This window comes from Methylomonas fluvii, assembly GCF_014850975.1.
Classification (GTDB): domain Bacteria; phylum Pseudomonadota; class Gammaproteobacteria; order Methylococcales; family Methylomonadaceae; genus Methylomonas; species Methylomonas fluvii.
In genome coordinates, this window is record NZ_JACXST010000002.1 from 1,488,038 (window position 1) to 1,507,685 (window position 19,648).

At 49.5% G+C, this 19,648-nt stretch carries 13 protein-coding genes; all 13 read right to left on the minus strand.

Translation table 11 applies throughout. The features are described 5' to 3' along the window. Positions 1 to 2: 2 nt before the first annotated feature. Entirely contained in the window at positions 3 to 923 is a 921-nt protein-coding gene (locus EBB_RS16295; RefSeq protein ID WP_192394790.1) for an NAD-dependent epimerase/dehydratase family protein, read from the minus strand. Continuing rightward, positions 923 to 2,035, minus strand: coding sequence for a DegT/DnrJ/EryC1/StrS family aminotransferase (locus tag EBB_RS16300; RefSeq protein ID WP_192394791.1), 1,113 nt, complete (start codon positions 2,033 to 2,035; stop codon positions 923 to 925). Before EBB_RS16300 ends, EBB_RS16295 begins: the two co-directional genes overlap by 1 nt. Before the next feature lie 34 nt (positions 2,036 to 2,069). After that, on the minus strand, positions 2,070 to 3,983 hold the full coding sequence (locus tag EBB_RS16305; RefSeq protein WP_192394792.1) for a B12-binding domain-containing radical SAM protein: 1,914 nt from the start codon (positions 3,981 to 3,983) through the stop codon (positions 2,070 to 2,072). 12 nt (positions 3,984 to 3,995) lie between these two features. Next, the gene (locus tag EBB_RS16310; RefSeq protein ID WP_192394793.1) at positions 3,996 to 5,162 is read right to left on the minus strand and encodes a glycosyltransferase family protein; all 1,167 of its coding nucleotides are present in this window, start codon (positions 5,160 to 5,162) and stop codon (positions 3,996 to 3,998) included. After that, positions 5,159 to 8,974 (minus strand): glycosyltransferase family protein, encoded by a 3,816-nt coding sequence (locus tag EBB_RS16315; protein ID WP_225587470.1) that lies wholly within the window; start codon positions 8,972 to 8,974, stop codon positions 5,159 to 5,161. Before EBB_RS16315 ends, EBB_RS16310 begins: the two co-directional genes overlap by 4 nt. Before the next feature lie 17 nt (positions 8,975 to 8,991). Beyond that, complete coding sequence (locus tag EBB_RS16320) at positions 8,992 to 10,383, minus strand: radical SAM/SPASM domain-containing protein (protein ID WP_192394794.1); 1,392 nt, start codon at positions 10,381 to 10,383, stop codon at positions 8,992 to 8,994. Between the two features lie 23 nt (positions 10,384 to 10,406). Beyond that, on the minus strand, positions 10,407 to 11,480 hold the full coding sequence (locus tag EBB_RS16325; protein WP_192394795.1) for an alpha-ketoacid dehydrogenase subunit beta: 1,074 nt from the start codon (positions 11,478 to 11,480) through the stop codon (positions 10,407 to 10,409). Further along, entirely contained in the window at positions 11,473 to 12,468 is a 996-nt protein-coding gene (locus EBB_RS16330; protein WP_192394796.1) for a thiamine pyrophosphate-dependent dehydrogenase E1 component subunit alpha, read from the minus strand. Before EBB_RS16330 ends, EBB_RS16325 begins: the two co-directional genes overlap by 8 nt. Next, positions 12,465 to 13,985 carry a PfkB family carbohydrate kinase gene (locus EBB_RS16335; RefSeq protein ID WP_192394797.1) on the minus strand — a complete coding sequence of 507 codons (1,521 nt, stop codon included), beginning with the start codon at positions 13,983 to 13,985 and terminating at the stop codon, positions 12,465 to 12,467. Before EBB_RS16335 ends, EBB_RS16330 begins: the two co-directional genes overlap by 4 nt. A 4-nt stretch (positions 13,986 to 13,989) precedes the next feature. Next, positions 13,990 to 14,553 carry an SIS domain-containing protein gene (locus EBB_RS16340; protein ID WP_192394798.1) on the minus strand — a complete coding sequence of 188 codons (564 nt, stop codon included), beginning with the start codon at positions 14,551 to 14,553 and terminating at the stop codon, positions 13,990 to 13,992. Positions 14,554 to 14,563: 10 nt separating this feature from the next. Continuing rightward, positions 14,564 to 15,550 carry an SDR family oxidoreductase gene (locus EBB_RS16345; RefSeq protein ID WP_192394799.1) on the minus strand — a complete coding sequence of 329 codons (987 nt, stop codon included), beginning with the start codon at positions 15,548 to 15,550 and terminating at the stop codon, positions 14,564 to 14,566. Between the two features lie 9 nt (positions 15,551 to 15,559). Continuing rightward, positions 15,560 to 16,660, minus strand: a complete 1,101-nt coding sequence (locus EBB_RS16350) for a radical SAM protein (protein WP_192394800.1) — start codon at positions 16,658 to 16,660, stop codon at positions 15,560 to 15,562. A 130-nt stretch (positions 16,661 to 16,790) separates the two neighbouring features. Continuing rightward, complete coding sequence (locus EBB_RS16355; RefSeq protein ID WP_192394801.1) at positions 16,791 to 19,559, minus strand: Hsp70 family protein; 2,769 nt, start codon at positions 19,557 to 19,559, stop codon at positions 16,791 to 16,793. Positions 19,560 to 19,648: the final 89 nt, after the last annotated feature.

The following is a 19,648-nucleotide window of genomic DNA, read 5'->3' on the forward strand; positions in this document are numbered from 1 at the left end:
AGTTAATAGTTTTCCGACAACCTACCTATCTCTTCCCTGAGGCTAAACTTGGGCGTAAACTGCCATTCTCGACAATTAAAGCTGATTTGTTCTGTAGTTTCTACGGCCGATGGCACAGCATAATCTATCCTCGAGTTTGAATTAAAACTAGATACCACTAAAGCAGCCAATTCTTCCGCAGTATATGATTCTTCCGACCAAAGCTCGAAGCATCTTTGCATATACCCCGGCATTTGCAATAGCTCCGAGATCTCCAATATTGAAATAATCACATCTTGCACGTGCGTAAAATGAAAACGTGTTTCGTTATCTAAAACCCGAACCAGCTTATTCTGTTTTGCCCTTTTCATGAATGTGGGCAACAATTTATTGACATGATCTCGCTTTCCGCCATACACATCGGATAACCTGCAAATAGCAAGAGGTATGTTAAAACTGTTAGAAAATGCTAGCAGCAATTGCTCTGCAGCCTTTTTCGAAATAGCATAGATATGATCCACCGACACTTGGGATTCTTCTAAGCGGTCATAAAAAGATACTTCGCGAGTACTGAGATAGATAAGCAACGGTACTTTCGCTCCAGTTCCTTGCGCAATATTGGATATGATTTCGACCAGATTTGTGGTGGCCAAAATAGTTGAACTCACACAATCCATTGGCCTTGCCCTTGCCTCGCTGACCCTGGAAACACCAGCCGCATGAATTATGACATCGACATTCGCTAACAACGGCTCCAACTGGGCCTTATTTAACAAGTCGAGATTGACATACTCTATCCCCAACTCGGAGAATTCTTCAGCCGTTTCCGCATTAGGAAATGCGCGATCAACACCCAGGACCTTGTGCCCCAGCCCCGCCAAGCTCAAAGCCAATTCGCTACCAACGAATCCAGCTATACCGGTTATAAAATATTTTACGGCCATTAAAAAAACTCTCTGATCACAGAAATTACATAATCGCATTGCTCGTCGCTAAGAAATGGATGCATAGGCAAAGAAAGAACTTCTCGGGAAACGCTTTCTGTCATGGGTAAAGCATGTTTCTCTGACCAAATCTTGGAATTTTTATGTAAAGGCTTATCCCAATGCGTAAAACATTCAATACCCTTATTGAATAAGTGGGATCGCAATTTATCTCGGTTCACACACCGAATAGGATAGGAACTGAATACGTCAAAGTAAGCATCATTTTGCGGAGGCCGAGGTAATTTCAAGGCCTCGCAATTGGATAATCTCGAATGGTAACGCAAAGCAATTGCTCGACGCCTTTCCGTATCCTCATGGAAATACTTAAAGTTTACGTTTAATAACGCCGCCTGTAGATTATCCAATCGCGAATTAAATCCAAATTCCAGTAACTCTCGACTTTCGCTTTGGCCGTGATTACGCATTCGCAACAATCGATCTGCCAAATTCGAATCATTGGTCGTTATAAACCCACCGTCTCCATAACAATGCAAATTCTTCATTGGATGTAAGCTAAATGCATTGATAACACCAAAATTACCCGCATACACCCCATCGACTTGCGCACCCATCGACTGCGCTGCATCCTCAATGACCGATAAGTCGTGCTCTTCCGCGACCGCCAAAATGGAACGCATATCGCAACAACGACCATTCATATGCACAGGTATGATAGCCTTTGTAGAAGGACCTATCGCTTGCCTTAACAATTCGACAGACATATTAAAATCGTCAGCAATATCGACAAGAATAGGTTTGGCTCCAGAATGCACTATCGCCGAAATAGTCGCGACAAACGTATGGGCTACTGTTATAACCTCATCTCCACGACCAATGTTTAATGCCTTCAATGCCAAAAACAATGCATCGGTACCGCTATTCACAGCAATTGCGTGGCGCACACCGAGTAGTTTTGTAACTGCAACCTCAAAATGCTTAACGTCTTCTCTTAAAATATAACTAGCACTCTCACCAACATTAACAAACGCCGCCAATAGCTCATTCTTACGTTTTTCAAACTCTTGTTTTAACCCCACATATGGAACCAAAAAAGAATTATGCTTATCCAATGAATACTCCTATTTTTAATTTACAATATTCCTATTATAAAAATAAATTATTCCAGCACAATATTTTACTTGGCTTTACATCGCTATCACCCAAAAGATTAATTACATTTTCATACTCAATCCAAGGCAATACAACCAATACTTTATTATTTAAATCATTGACATTTTCTTGATCAATTATTTTCGTCATCTTCCCCAAAAACTTTCTACCCCTTCTAAATTCTCTTGTGTCATAAACGTCTTCCACTAAACTTTCATCTATATTAATATCCTCCAAGAATGTTGCTGCAAAACGATCAAGTGATGGCATAAAAATCGCCTTATCATTATTTCGCATTATTGAATCAATTTCGTTTTGAAATTCCGTATAAACAACTTTCATATGAGGAATGTCTTTCGCTTTCAAATGCATTTTTTCAGCGCACTCTGGACACAGTATATTCATACCTTGAATCCCCACCGGCCCTTTTAAAATAGGTCCGTTTTTATCTTGTTCGAACGGAAATCGGAATGTCATATTTTGATGGCAACCACAACAAGGACAAGCCACCGTAATCTCCGACATCCATCGAGATATTATCTTGCCAGATATTATAGTTGCACATCTTTTTCTATGATTTTGATCATTTAATTCACGCAGATATATGTACCAATACTTATAATTATCGTCTGACATTTGCGTCATATTGACTTGACTGCTATAAAGATATCCGGAAATATTACACAAACTGCGCATAAATATTTCCCTATCCTGGATTAAACCTTTTTCTACCGAAAAATTATATATCGGCGTACCCGCGTAGGGAATCACAGCAGACCAATCGCAAAAATACAATTCATTATCATCTTGAAACTGCAAACTTTCTCTTATGGTTTCTTCGGTTTCAACGGGATCACCAAATAAAAAATTCCCCTGAATACCAATTTTTGCTTCTCTAACTATCTTTACGGCATCGGAAATTATTTTCTTGGTAATCTTTTTCTTCATACTATCTAAAACGACATCGCTACCGCTTTCTATACCAAACGAGATGTAATTGCAGCCAGTATCTCTCATCATTTGTAGCATAGGCAAATCAAGCTGATCCATTCTTAGCTGGCAGAACCATTTAATATGAATATTTCGTTCCTTTAATAAGCGACAAAACTCAACAACTCGAGCCTTATTGGCCGAAAACAATTCATCATATATGGAAAAACCATTGATACCGTAGATTTTAATATAGTCTTCAATCTGATCAACGACCCTAACAATATCCCGTTTTTTATACGTCCCCATGCCAGCATGATGACAAAAGGTGCACTTAAACGGACATGATCGACTAGCGGAAATGGGGAAGGAACGCCCAACATCAAGGCGAGTTAAATGATAAGAATACTGTCCATGCTCACCTTGAAGTTGAATATGATCTCTGATTCCAAAAGAATCCAAATCGGGTAACGGCAATTCGTCTAAGTCTTTTGGCGACTCCCCGTCACCTGTATATTTAGGCAGAGCGCCCTCCCAACACCAGATACCAGCAATTTTGCTCGCATCCTCACCTTTTTCTAGCGTAGCCAGCAACCTAGAAAATATAAACTCGCCCTCCCCGACAACCGCAAAGTCTGGACGAAGAGTATTCATCATCAATTCTCCTTCTACGGATGTTATCCCGCCCCCTAATACAATTGGAATTTGTGGATTAATTCGCCGTATTTCTTGCATTAATCTATCTATTTCATTAAAAGCTACTGTTAGACCGCTTATGCCTATTACGTCAATATTATGGCTATCAAGTGTATTCTTTATAGCACAAGCCCTTTCTTCCGTAGGCATATGGTTTAAATTTAAACCAACAACGGAATGACCCTGGGTCTTAATATACGCAGAAATACAGGCAAGCCCGAGTGGAAAATAAGAAGCGTTTGCTTGCGGATAATAACTTGGCGATATTAATAGGGTTTTCATTAAACTAAACCTTTAGACCATTGCAAGATCGTTTATAATTTTATTGGCACGACTTAACCAAGTGTGCTCGGAACGTATAATTTTTCCGACCTCAGAAATCACATTTTTTCTTGCAAAATTATTGTTGATAATCCTGGAATATACCTCGTCAAAGGTATCATTTCGAAATGCATAATAATGTTTACCGTTTTCGAAATGATTGTGCAATCCGCGGTCATATTTCTTGGTTATTATTTCTTTATTTTTTTTTACATCACAATTGTCATACCACAATAACAATCCACCTGACGCCAAGCAATCTATAGACCTAAAATGAAAACTGAGGCCATCGTGTAGATTTATCAAAGACTTCTGATGAAGCGTATTTATTTCATTCGCGCACTCAACAAAATACCGATAAAACTTTCCGTAAGCATCCCATAGCTTCCAGTTTTGGGAGCCATAAATAGCAATAGAGTCGGTTTTTTTTAACGCAAAGCTCAATAATTCGGTACGATTTCTTAGGCGCTTGGTTCTTTCCAATAAGTCATAGTAAACGCTATCAGACAACTCTACTTTTTTTGCAACAACTTCCTGGACAATATCGTCGACAATATTCCTTAAATCTCCATGCGTTTTTGCCCGATGTTTGGTTCTATCCAAACATGCCGCATACCGACTCAATAAATCGCCGAATACCAAATTGGTATTTTCAACGACTTTCCTATTCAACTCTTCTTGACTCCAGGGCAACGGAATATGTCCGACAAAATTGAACTCAACTTCGACATCAGCAAACCGACTGAAAGGCTTAAACGTATCTGTACAGGTTCCTGGTGGCAACCAATCCTGTAAGCCGCCTGTCGCGTAATTGCAATCCCAACCAGGATCAAAAAAATAGGTAATGTCGCTACCCTTTATCTGTGCCTCAGTCCGACCTTGAAAATCCACGATCCAGGTTATATGCGGGATTTTGTATTCATGTAGTACCGGTATGTCATCTTTCACCCGGTTCATTTCGAATACAGCGTCCGGCCGTCGTTCGCGCAACCACTCGTCCATCTGGGACTCATTCAACTGTTGACATTGTCCGCTGACTTCTATGCCCAATTGGCTGAACGCATCGCGTAAAAAGCCAAAAATCCGACGATAGAATGCGGTATTTTGCGGCAAAAAAATTGAGAGATGCCTTACTTTCACGCAGTCACCTTTTTATCCAGTCGAGTAATGACCGACATTAATATGCGACCGGCAATAGCTTGATAAGACAATTTGGCTTGTAGCGCCAGCAAGCCCTTGGCGGCAAATTTCGCCCGCTCAGCGGGATTATTCAGGAAATACGCGATTTTGACGAGGAAGTCGGCTTCGTCATCATAAAGCACCACTTCTTCTTCACTAAAAAAGTCGGCGAGCGGCGAACCATCGTATACCATACGCCGCGACAACATGAACGAACCGCTGGCCATGATTTCCAATGCCCGCATATGCAAGGTCACGCCCGGGTTACTGTTGAGGCAGATCTTGGCTTTGCTCATGATCTTATTAAGCGACTTACCGTTGTCGGCCACACCCTTGGCAAATCGGCGATAAGCCGGATAATGTTGCCAATTTTTGCCGTATACGTGGATTTCCAGCTCTGGGCATGAGCTTGCCAGTAGTTGAATCGGCCAAGTCTTCATCCGGTTCAAATAATCAAAGTGCAGACGGTTACCTTTGGTACACAGCAATACCTCAATCACTCGGTCGCTCACTGCCAAGCCATGACCGGCATAGAGATTGCGAAATTCGTCAGCGGTTTCGCCCAGATGGAACGTGCAGAACTCTTCAAATTCAGTCATCGTCATCAATGCACAGTGGCGTTCGAGCACGGCGTACAACTCGCGCAACTGTGCCAAATTCAGTGCACCGCTTCGAAGCATAGCGTCTTCTTGCTCAAGCAAGCTCATATCCAAAGTAGGGTCGCGTAGGGGTTGTAAAGTTTTGCCTGGCGCCTCCAAATGACTGACCAGCAACACGTCGCAATCGACGGTCTCTTCCTGCAGCGGATAATATTGGCTGTCATTGAACCCCAAAGGTAAAAACTGTAGCGGGTAATCACGGTACAAGGGCAGCGTGTTGAAACTTAGCCAGCGCCGCGCAAACACAAAATTCAAATCGCACGGACCAGGCGCCATTTCATTGAAGCGAATGTTCGGCAACATATCCTGAATCCAATTTACAAAAGGCACAGACTCGGGGATACCTTCAAATTCATGCCGAAAATGGTCTATGGTTAAAATCAAGTCCGGTTTGAAGCGGTTAATCTCGTCAATCAGATGCTCGATGTTGGTTAGATAATAATTTTCAGTTTCGCTACACAGTAGCGTCGTCGCACCCAATCTTTGAAAACCGTCCAACCAGTCGCGCATGCAGTATTTCAAAAAGCTGGAAAAGCGCGAAATAAAACCCATTACCCGCAAATCGCCGGCTTTCTCCGCGCTGAATTTTTGCCGCCACTGTTCAATACTGATGCTCTGATAGTAGTCAGCGACTTGCCGCAAATTAGCGGCATGCCGTTCGGCACGGGCCTGCTTTGCCTCGACCGACAGCTGATAAACCCGCTCTGAGCTGATAGCGGCGTCGGTGTCAGGATTGAACAGTATGTCCGGCAGCGCTGCTTCGAACTTCGAAAATTCGGCGACTAAATCAGCCTCCGCTGCGAGGTCGGAAAAAATACGCAGACGGCCGGCCGCCAGCAGCGGCTGAAGGTCATGCAACAGCAAATTTAACAACCATACGGCCGGCTTGGATTCAATCAAATACACCGGCACCTCAAATTCGGCCATTTCCGGGATCGGCGACTCGGTGGCGCGGAACGCCGCCAACAATTCGTAACCGGCACCCAAACCGACCAGCGCATAACAGCAGGTATTTTCCCGGGTCAGCGTTTGCGCATTTTCGGCAATCAAGCGTCTGTGTTCGAGCAAGGCGATGTTATCCAGACGATAGACTTGTCCGCCAGCCTGCGCTACCGATACCTGCCAATATTCACCGCGTATAGCCTGATCAACGAAGATCGTAATAGGCTGCTGCGACCAAGCTGCCGACAGGGCCTCGTGCAAAGCCGGGCGATGCTGGGCCAGGCAGGCCAGATTGGTTTGCAACTGTGCCAAAAAAGTTTGCGAACCTAATTCCGCGCTGGCAAGCAAATGCAACTTATCGCCGAACAGTTCCGGCAACAGGGCGACAGGCTCCGGTGCAGGAGGGGCAGCCACTTTAGCGAACAAACGCAAGTCGCTCAACTCGATCAAGCGCTCCGCAGCGGCCCGATAGGTAAATTGCGCCGCTAAACCCTCCGGTGCCTTGGCCGGTTGCAAGCGCTTATGCAGAATGTTCCGCAACTGATCGGCCGTCTTGAAGAACAAGCAGTAGTCGTCCCAATACGGCGGTTCGGCTACATCCCGGCAATCGTAAACCACAGGGATACAGCCGCAGGCGGCCGCTTCAGCCAACCTTTGCGAATTGATTTCGAACGGATGGCAAACCAGGGCATAACGAGCGGAACGGTAAACTTCCGCCACCGCGTCGCCGTGCGGCAATTCGCCTCGATAAAACGGTGCTACCGCGGCATCTTGGTCCCAGTAGCGTCCGTAAACCTCCACAGGCAGACCGGGGTCGGCGCATAGCCACTTCACCGAATAATCGCGGATCACATAATGCAGTAATTTCCAGAACACAAATTCATAACTTAGCCCGTTGGCCTCGGCAATTTTCTGCACACTCGCTTCGTCAAAGCAAGCACCGGATTCCATCGCCGAAATCAAGCTATCCAGAGCCTGCCGATGTTGGCTATATTCGATATTGATCACCGGCAGATAGGAACTGCCGATGAACACAATCTTGTCGGCTCGCGCCTGATTGTTACCGGCATGAAACACCACATCGTCTATCACAAAATGTAAGCGTTGCACCGAGGCAGCCTGGCGTTGCTCTAGATAACGATCAAACAACGGCGAAATCGAGAAATTGAAATCCCTGGCCCGCCATTTCAGCGGCTGCGAATCCTTCAATTGCGGCATCAAATCCTGCCACCAGACAATATTGACAATATCGTCGTGCATGAAACTGTTGTTCAAACTATTGACATACAAGCAGGCATGCGGATCGAAATCGATATACTGTTCCAGCATATCGACCATATTGCTGCCTTCCATGTCGTTATCCTGAATGTAAAACAGCACCTCCCAACCCAGAGCGGCAAAGGCCTTGGCTAAGCCTTGCGAGCTATATTGCATAACGGTGGTCAAACGACTCGTCGGAATAAATATCCGCGGCGGCCGATTGCCGACCCTGCGCGGTGGCAAGGCTTTGGCTTTGTTCAGCAATTGTTGGATTAGCCACATACGCTTGCGCTTGATCGATTCACCGGCTGTGGCAATATCCTGCCCGATAGCTGCCTTAACCTCCTCTTCCAAGCCGTCAGGAATATCGATATTTTCCGGAATACGCAAACGGGAGCGGATGAAAAATTCCTCGTAATCCGGCAATTCCAGATGTATCAGGTTCGGCAAATCCGATGCGGGTAACTCGCCCCGGTAATAGCAAACCTGCAAACCGTCTATGGTCGGATGTCCACAGGAAATTCGATTGGCCTGCTTGGCCACGTTTAACGCCTGCAGCGGATCGATAAAATAGGTATCGAAATGCACATAATCCGGCACGCGATACTGACTGCGGTACTGCATCACTTCGTCAATGACATCGCCGGGCATGTCGTTGAAATGTACGGCGCCGTCTTGAGAAATGGCGATCAGTTGCGGTATCGGTAATTGGTTGTGCGAAAAAAACTCGACAAACTTGTCGGCAGGAACCTGAATAAAATTCGGTAACACAATATCGGTCAACAGCCCGTCGTAATAGCAATATTGCCGGCGCACACGGCCGGATTCATCGACGATGCTCTGTTGCTTGGACGCCTCCATGTAGGCATCCTCGATATTCAGAAAAAATACGTCCTTAACCGCCGAATTCATCATGCGTTCCAGCGCAGTCAAATGAAGTTGATGTGTTCCGGCGGATTTTTCAAATCCCACAAAAACTTGTTCACGTAGTCCTGCCGGCAGCCGATCGCACAGTCTTTATGCACATCCACCGACTCGGCCACGTCTTTATGTACCTGCCAATAGCGTTCACTGGTGGCGACCAAATCGTAAAAAGAGTCGGTATGCAAATCGCCTATGTAAAAGCGCTCTTTGTTAAAGAACGGTCCGCAAGGATAGATTTTGCCGTTGCCGGAAATTTGCAGCAGAAAAGGCGTACCGAAACACTGGTCGTATTTTCTGTAACCGTCTTTGTATAGATTGGTTTCGCCGGCGGCGTTGATCTTGTTCCACTTGGCCTGGACCACATAGTTTTCATTGCTCAGCGCCTCGGCCTGTTTCAAGACGTCGCCGATTTTCAGATAGGCATCGTAGTCAATGCCGATTTCCTTGTATTCGGAATCCGAGCAATGCTTGATCACGAAATAATCTACACCCAATTCAGCACCTAACTGGGCTTCGGCCAACACTTCGTCGAAGCATTCCGGGATCAACACCATCTGCAAACCCAGTGTGCATTTGTAGTTGTTCTCCTTTTTGATTTTCACCAGTTCGCGGATCTTGTCGATCAACAAGTGAAAATTGACTTCCTTGGATTGATGTACTCGTCTGAAGCCTTCGGGAGTGCCGGCGGATAGATTGAAGCGGATGTAGCTCATGTTTTTCAGCAAATCATGGGCACGATCCATATCCAGCAATAAACCGTTGGTGGCCATTGCGGTATCGATGCCTAATTCGCCAGCCAAAACGGTGGCGTCGTACAGTGTCGGGTTGAGCGTCGGTTCGCCATCGCCGATAAAGCCCAAGGAACGCACGCCCAATTTGCCGCAGTCGCGGACAAAGTTCAGCAACGCATCCCGGCCTATCATGGTGCCCTTGGTCATGTTCTGTACCACCGCGTAGCAATACAGGCAGGCTGTATTGCAAAACTTGGTCAGCCCCATATCGATATGCACCGGCGCAAAGCGCTGGCCATTTTGCCAAGCCTGCACCCTATCCAAATGGTGCATCATTTTGTGCCCGTCGAAACGGAAGCGTTCGCGCTGGGTGCGAAAACTCGGGCCGGTGAACTGATTCGGCACGTTTTGTTCCTGCTCACTGCCCGCATCCAGACGAATAATACCTTCCTGGTCATCATGCGAAATACTCTGCAATTTCTGTCCGGGCAATTTAGCCAACTGGCTGGTGTCGATTACCTGATAGTCAGTTGATAACGCGCTGCGATCCACGATGTTGTTGGACGTGCGCAGTTTATGTCCGGGTTGGCTGAACATGGGCACGTTGTCGGGTATATCGGTTACGGCGCTGTTGCCGAAGCGATTGGTTTGTTCAATTTTAGACATGGTCTGATGCTCTTTGTTATTCGTTAAAACGGGCCGACAAAACTGCGGTCGGGCTGATCTTTAGGCAAATCGGACTGCAAAGCCCCGATTACCGCTTCTGTTAATTCCGATCTGTCCAACATGTCCAGCACTGCGGAGACGATCTGTTCGGCTCCCGGATAATAGTGGTTGGCGACAAAATGCGAGGTCGGTACCGGATGGTTGGGATACGCAATCAAGCGCGGCGCTTGTTGCAAACAATGCCCATGGGCCAACACCAGCTTGGATAGCAACTGATGACCGATTGACGCCATTTCCGGCGCGCAATCCGCTATGACCAAATTACCGCCGGTTTTAGCCAACGAGGCCGCAACCCTCTGCACATCCAACGAGCTGACGCAACGCATATCCAATACTTCGACGTCAATGCCGTGCTCGGCCAGTGTGGTCGCTGTCTTCAAAGCTTCAATACTCATATGCGAGAACGCCGCCAGCGTCACATCCCGACCTTCGCGCAGCAGCGCTGCACCGTCCAAGCCAGCCGACGGCGTCTGTTTATCCACCTCGCCCATGATGTGATGCAGCCAGCGGTGCTCGATAAACAGCACCGGATTGTTATCGGCAATCGCCGCCGACATGAAATGGTAGGCATCGCCAGCCGTGGTCGGCATTACTACCTTTAAACCCGGCACTTGCGCAAACATGCCTTGCAAACTTTGCGAATGCTGCGGCCCCTGCCCCCAACCGCGGCCGATGATGACACGGATCACCAAGGGTACTTTTTGTTGGCCATCGAACATGTAATGCCACTTGGCGGCGTTATTGACTAGTTGATCAACCGACAGCAAAGCAAAATCGATACGCTGATGTACCAGCACCGGCCGCATGCCGGCCAAAGCCGCGCCGATACAAATACCAGTCATGCCGTTTTCCGCCAAAGGCATGTCCAACACCCGCTCGGCGCCGTACTTCTCGCGCAAACCCTGAGTTGTGGCAAAGATGGTCTTCGGGTCCGGCACGCCTTCGCCGATTAATAGCATTTCCGGATATTTGGCCAAAGCATCATCCAAAGCCTCGCGGATTGCCTCACCATAAGTCATCATCTCTACTTCATGCATACAGATGTTGCCTCATGCTATCGACAGTCGGACGTGTGCCTTGCAAAGCCCAGGTAAAGGCTTGTTCAATTTCCTCGGCCAAGCGGGTTTCCATTTGTGTTAGTTCGGCATCATCGCTCAACTGCGCTTCAAGCAAGGTCTGCCGGGTTTGCAATAGCGGGCAGCGCAATTTCCACTCAGCCAATTCACCGGGGCTGCGATAGCCCAAATCGTCGTCTTCGTTCGGCCCGCAATGCTCCGGCCAGCGATGCGTGTGCAACTCCAAAAACTGCGGCCCCAAGCCATTTCGGGCGTTGTTAACGGCGGCTTGCGCCAAGCTATACACTTCATCAACTCGATTACCGTCGCCGCTAATGGCGTGTAAGCCGTGGGCAGCGGCTATTTTATAAATATCGCGTTTGGGTTGGCGTTCGGCCAACGGCGTCATCACCGAGTATTGGTTGTTCTCGCAGATAAACAGCAACGGCAATTGTTTCAGCACCGCAAAATTCATCGTTTCGTGCATCACACCTTCTTCAAAGCAGCCATCGCCAAAGAAAATCACCACGACACTGGCACATCCCTGTGCGGCGCCGGATTTTTTCATCTGCTCGGCCCAGGCATAACCGGCAGCCAAAGGCACGGTGCCGCCGACGATAGGGGTGGAGGCAATAAAACCGGCAGCTAGATCGGTCAGATGCATGGAGCCGCCCCGACCACCGCAGCAGCCTTCGGCAAAACCGTACAACTCCGCCAACAGGCGTGGCAAATCACCGCCTTTAGCCAAATAATGGCCATGGCCGCGATGATTGCTGAACACCTTGTCTTGATTCGTCAAATGTGCACAAACACCGACTGCAATGGCTTCCTCGCCGATGCAAAGGTGAGTGGGGCAACGCATTTGCTGTTCGGCATAGCGACGGGCGATTGCCTCTTCGGCGCGGCGAATACGCAGCATCTGATAATACAGCTGCTTCAAATCTGCAGATGCAGGACTGATGACGGTCATTTCAACAAGGTGGTAATGTATTTAAATAAGGCCACTGCCCGCACCGGCTCGCGGTTACAGACAATCTGTACATCCAGCGCGGCAGCAGCGCTACCGGCGAACAAGGCTTGCTCCGGCGACAACCCGCCACCCAAGCACAAACCAGCCACTGACAGGAAGGCGTCGCCGGCACCGATGCGATCCACCACTTTGGAAGACAAAGCGGGAATCTTGTAAGCCGTTTTGGTTTGGTCCAGCATCAACGCGCCTTTCGTACCGCGGGTGATGGCGATGTGCTGGGCGCTTAACTTGTCGGCCAACTGGCCGGCTAACTCCTCTATGGCAGCACCTCTATCGTGGCTCGCCAACCGTAATTCCGGTTCGTTCAACGACAAAAAATCCGCGTTCGGATACCGCGTGATCAAGTGGTACCCTCGATTGCCGCTGTTAACTTGCGCATTCACCGCCAGATATTTAGCGCCTTTGGACAAGGCCGCAACCATTTGATTGGAGATAAAGCCGTTACCGAAATCCGGCACGATCACCACATCGTAATCGCGTAAATGCTTATCCAGCCAAGCCACGATCTTGCGGTTGGTTTCCTCCGGCAACGGCGCATCGTTATAAAAATACACTTCAAATAACTTGGCGATGTCGGCATCGACATAGCGTCGTTTCACAATCGTCGGTCTATCCTGGCTAAAGAAAAACACCGGATCAATGGCCGGGTTCAGATTAGTCCGAATAAAATCCTCGTGGCTTTTGGTAGCCCCTAGACCGGACAGCAAAGTCACGTTATGAGCAAATTCCGCAACGTGATTCGCCACCGCGATAGCGCCGCCGGCAAAGCGTTCGTAATCGTTGTATTTCACTGAAAACACATTGCCTTTGCCGGTCTGGCCCAAGGGAGAGGTGTAATGGTATTCGTCGACTATCGCTTCGCCCACCACCAACACATTCAAACCGCTCAAGCCTTTGAGTTTGCCGATAATCTCATTGGCACCGACTGTGTCCTTGAATTGATCGAGATACGCGGATATTTCCGGAGAGAACACCTCAAAATACTCGTTCAATAAGCGCGTGGAGCTGGACGTCAATTCGTCGGTAAAGTAAATCTTGCCGCCATGCCGTTCCACTGCGTCTTTTTCATGCTGAATATTGCCGGTCAGATCGTCGCTGGTGCTTTTGTAATCGCTGCCCTTTACATACAAATCCGGCTTGACCTGATCGAGTACTTCCACCGCGGTAATCGCATGATTGATTGCCACGCTATCGACGCAAGCCAACGCCGCGATGTTTTCGGCGCGCAAATATTGATTAAACACCGGCCGCCCGGGGCCCTTGTTGACGTATTCGTCGGCGGTGACACTAACCAACAACGCATCGGCCTGCCGCGCGCCGCTTTGCAAATGACGGATATGGCCGATATGCAGTAAATCGAAGGTGCCGTGGCACAAGGCTACGGTTTTACCTTGCGCTTTCAGTTCGGCGGCGCGTTGCGCCAGTTGTTCGATGGAAACGATTTTTTCCGTAGACATGAGCTTATTTCCTGAGCAGATGATCGGTAATATGGTGCAACACGAACAGATGCCCCAACTCGACCATGCCGTAATGGCTGCTATCCAGCCAGCAATTCCAGCGCCCCAATTTACGAAGCGGATTCTCGGCCTTAAACCCGCTGAGTGTCATCACCGGTAAGCCTTTAGCATTGGCGGCCAATACCGCGTTGACGATGTTCAAAGATTGCCCGGAACTGCTGATCGCGATCAATAAATCATCGGGGTTGGCAAACGCGCTGATTTGTTTGGCAAAAGCCTGCTCATATCCGAAATCGTTGGTAAAACAGGTCAAGGGCGCAGCTTCGTGCAAGGTTAAGGCGCACAAGCCACCAACATTACGCAAGTCGGTAATCACATGACTGGCAATCGCCGCGCTGCCGCCGTTACCCAATACCATGATCTTGGCCTGTTGTTCGCGTACCCTGGCAAACTCGGCAAGCAATTGCTGAATCACCGATTCGCCGTCCAGGGTTTGGCCCTGCGCGTCGGTAAATACGCTGTGGCTCAATAATGTCGCAAAATCCGCTGCCGCTTGTCCGATAGCCATTGGCTTCTCCCTATTTATCCAGGTACTTAAACCAGCCCGCAGTAGCGTCAGCGATAGAAGCTGAGGTCCACAGTGGCGCATTTTGCCAGTAATCGATATGCGCCAGCATGTTGGCAACACCTTGCTCGAAACTCACCTGGGGCTGCCAACCGAGCTTTGCCTTGATTTTACCGGTCTCGGCAAAGGTGCAATCAGGCTCGCCGGGGCGTTTGGGGATGTATTCGATAGGGCCGCCCAACAATCCCACCAGTTGGTTGACGCTGTAGGTGCCGCCGCTACCGACATTCATAATCTCACCGCGCAATTGCGATTCCGCAGCAGCGATAAAGGCATTGGCCACATCGGTGACATAGGTAAAGTCGCGGGTCTGCGTGCCGTCGCCGACCACGGTAAACGGTTTGCCGTTAATTTTTTGCGCCAGAAACACCCCGAACACCGCGCCGTAAGCGCCGGTAGTACGGGCGTGCGGGCCATAGACGTTGAATAAGCGCAGCGACACAGCCGGCAGGCCATACAACTGCGCCCAATGCATCACCAATTCCTCGCCCAGGTATTTGGTCAAGGCATAGGGATATTGCGGCTGAATCGCAGCCGTTTCCGGTGTGGGAAATTGTGCGGGGATGCCGTAGCAGGACGAAGAAGCCGCATAGACAAAACGTTTAATGCCGGCAGCGCGCGCTGCTTCCAATACATTGAATGTGCCGCTGACATTGGTTTCGTAATAAGCGCGCGGTTGCTCGATGGACGGCACGATGTCTGCCAGACCGGCCAAATGAAATACCCAGTCGATACCCGCGAATAGTGGCGCGATGGTTTGGGCGTCGCGAATATCGGCGTGCTGAAATTCGAAACGCTCTTGTCCCAGCAAATCGGCGATGGTTTCTTTGCGACCGCCAACCAGACTGTCAATGACGGTGACTTCATGACCTTGCCGCCATAGCTCGCGGCTCAAATGACTGCCGATGAATCCCGCGCCGCCGGTAACCAATACTTTCATGCGTCTGTCCTAGATAAAGTTGATATGGGCCGGCTGGTTGGCCGTGAGTTTGTCCAAATATTGATTCACCGATTCCATCCGGCAATTTTTCCGGCATTGGCTGATATCCAATTCCTGGGTGATGTACTGCCAGTTCTCCCGGCGTTTCTCGCCTTCCCAGATGTCCTGGAAAGACTGCTGATGGATGTTGCCGTAAGCAAACCGTTGATCGGTCAAATACGCGCTGCACCCGTAGACTTCGCCGTCAGCCATAATGTAGCCCCAAAAATACGGGGTGGCGTGGCAGGTTTTATAGCGTTGGGTTTCCGATTGGCTGTAGTTTTTCATGGTCTGTTCGCGAAACACCACGTTAAAACCATCGCCGTTGAATTGGGCCAGTTCCTCGGCCATGCCCAGCAGATTGTCGTAACGCAAGCTTTCGTAGCGGCGGGTTTCGCTAAACAAGTGCTGGGAATAAGGTTTGACCACCAGATAGTCCAAACCAATATCGCGGCAGATACTTGCCAAGGTAGTTACTTCGTGCTGATTTTCCGGCAACAACAGAATTTGCGCACCCAATGTGCAGGACAATTGCTCGGCTTTCTTATGCTCGACCGCGCGGCGCAGATTGTTGAGTACTAAATCGAAATCGGACGCTTTGGTTTGATGAATGGCAGCGTAATTTTCGGCGCTGCCGGCATTCAGCGACACCTTGATCCACGATACCAAGGCTAAGGATTGCTCGACAAAGCGTTGATTCATCAACGTGCCGTTGGTAGTGAAAGACACATCGATACCTGCGTCGTAAGTCCATTTGACGATGTCGTTAATTTCCTTATGCAACATTGGCTCGCCTTCGCCAGCATACATGATGCTTTTCACGCCAAGCTTGCCCATCTCCGTCAAACGCTCCGCCAAAATTTTGACATCCAGCCGCTGCGCTTTGTAGCCGATATAGTCCACCGCGCAAAACGTGCAGCGATGATTGCAAGCACCTACCGGCGAGACCTCCATGTAGATGGGGTACACGGCTTTCGCTTGTTGCCAGTCATGCCTGCCATCCAACCATTGCGCCACCCGCTGCGGGTGATACACCAGTTTATGACTGTCTATGCCGTATTTGTCTGCCATGTTTTTGTCGTTTAATATGCTTTCAGAGTTAAAAACCGCTACAGAACGGGATAAAGCGATTTCTATGCCAATATACGGTTCAGGTAACCTGCCGCTGTTGATTGTTATATCGGCATCACAAAGCTTAGCATTAAACGATTAGTTTCAAGCCCGGAGGTAACGCCTCACCGAAGACTTGCTTTTCCTGTTGCTCATCCAGTTGTCTGAATTCGGCAACCATATCTATCCAGGAGGATGGCGATTTAGCTTGCTTGAGCTTGTCGATCACCTGCGTGCGCAGGCTGTCGTCGATGTCCCTGGCCCGATCATCGCATCGTCTAGCCAGCAAGGTGGCGGCAAAGCCGGCCTGGGTTAGCTTTTTCCAATCAACTTTCAATAGCTGTTGCAACCAGCTCTCGACCGTCGCCGCGGGAATGACCTGATGATTGTTGCCGTGGAACAGAATCCGCCCGCCGATACGGCCGACCGCCCACCAACTCTGCTCCGGCTCGCCGGCTTTTTCCAGACGCTTTAGCAGCCATTCGCCCAATTGAATTTTATCGACAATCGCTAACCGCTCCAGAGCCGCCGCCAGCCGCACCATATCGTCGTAACCGCGTGTCGCGAGTTGTTTGGCAACACCCGCTTGGCGCGCGGATGCCGGGTTGATGAATTTGGCGATGTCATTGAAGATACGTTGCTGGGCATCCGCACCCAGACCACCGGCAACGCGCCGCCATAAAGTCCACCACTCGGCCCAATTCTGCTTTTCGTTGACGAACTGTAATCCTTCTGGATATAGCTTCCAAAGCTGCTCTACCCGCCAGTCGTCGAGTGGATAACCGAAGCCGGGCCGCAAACAAAACCCGGCCAAACTCAACCAGAGGCGTTCGTGCTGTTCGCTCCGCCGCCGATATTTACCGCCCTCCAACAAGGCCGTGAACAACTCGCGCAGCAACGGGGTTTGCCAGTCCCCGCGCGGTGCGGCAAGAGTTCTTTCCAGGTCGGCGCGCAAGGTTTTTACCGCCTGCGGATCGACTTGTTTGGATTTGGCGCCGAATACGGCCTGAATTTTTTCCAGCGCTTGCGGTAGTTGGCTAGGCAATTCGGCGTTGGCGATGATTTGGGCCTTTTTACGAATCTGAAACTCTACGTCCCATCGCTGGCTAGCATCGTCCACCGCCACACACTGGATTTGCAAGGTACCGACTTCCGTATAAGTTGCCAGCAATTGCACCGCTACTTCGGCTTTTTGCTGGCCTTCGAATGCCACAGCCAGCGGCGGCAAGCTGTGAAAACGTTCGTCGTCGAGTTCGACTATGTCGCCGGGCTGGTAAGTACCGTCTCCGCTACTGGACAACAAATGAAAACGTACCGGCTGTCCCACCCTAAGAGCGAATTGCCTATCGTTCAACAGAATCTCATGACCTTCCTCGCTGCCTTTCGGCAATATACAAACGCCACGGCCGGCTTGCTTAGCATCACCACTTTTGACCATGGCATCAACCAGCAGAAAATAACTACGCGCCGCGCCACCGCCGATTTTTAATTTCTTATCGCGGCGGGCCACCGCATAACTGACCGCGCCGTAAGCCACTGCCAATTCCGGATGGCGGTTATCCAGTAATACGGGGGGTTGCCCGCCGCGCCAACTGGCTAATAAATCGATTAATCGTTGCACCATGGCCGGACTGCGAAACACGCCGCCGTTCAGCAATAATGCGTCGGGGACAATTTGATGCTCTGTACCGGTTCCTCTTAAAGCCATTTGCGCAGCCTGGGCATGCATTTGCAAAAAGGCCGCAATATGCTTACTGATAGCCGGCTCCGCCGCATAGGGCAAGCCAAACTCCACTACGCCGCTACGCTTCCTATCCGGCAGGTCTTGCAAGCCGGACATAGGTAAAAAACCATCCAATGCAATTTGCTTAACCTCTTCTTTGCTTAGCGACGTGCTTTTTGTGCCGCCGATCAACCTGGAGCCGCCACCCAACAAGGTCACAGCAAGATGCTCCGGTGCATCGTCAGCCAATAGCAACTCCTTGGCGATCCGGCATTGCTCCAGCAATTGCGATAAATCGGCAGTCGAAAGTTTTTTATCGCCGGTTCGCAAGCGGCTTTCCGCTAGATGCGCCAGAGCAAGGTCAATATTGTCACCACCCAACATCAAGTGGTCGCCGACACCTATGCGCGTCAGCTTAGGTTCGTCTGGCCCCTGCTCAATCTTGATCAAGGTTAAATCGGTAGTACCACCGCCGACATCGCAAACCAGCAATAAGCGCCTATCGGCCAGACTGGATTTGATGGTACCTGCATGCCGGCGCAGCCAGTCGTAACAGACTGCTTGCGGCTCTTCCAGCAACCTGACACCGCTCAAGCCGGCCATCTTGGCCGCTTCCAATGTTAAGGAGCGCGCGGACTCGTCAAAGGACGCCGGCACCGTAATCACTACTTCCTGAAGCGCAAGTGGTGCTTTGGGAAAACGGTGCTCCCAAACGGCGCAGACATGTCGCAAATAACTAGCACTGGCTTCCAGCGGCGAGACTTTAAATACCGATTCGTCACTGCCCCAAGGCAAAATAGCCGCGCTGTGATCGACTGAGGTGTGCGACAACCAGCTTTTAGCGCTGGTAACCAATCGACCTTGCGACTTCGCGCCCAGCAAGCGCGCCGCCTCACCAAGCACAGCGCCGTTTTCCTGGGTCAAAAACCCGGCCTCCTCCGTTATTTCGCCTGGCGCAGGATGGTAACGCACTGACGGTAATAACGGCTTGGCACTCACTTCTCCTGGCGCGATCAACTGAGGAATTTCAAACAGGTGAATAGCTTTGGCAGGGTCACCTATGTCGGAGCATGCGACCACTGTATGGGTGGTGCCTAGATCGATTCCGACCGAATAAGTAGCAGTGTAGTTTTTCAAAAGTACTTAGTATGTTTATTCTAATTATGTTAGGCAGCCTGCCAAGTATTCAAGCAAGCGCGCGCGAGCGCCTATTTTAGTCGGCTTTC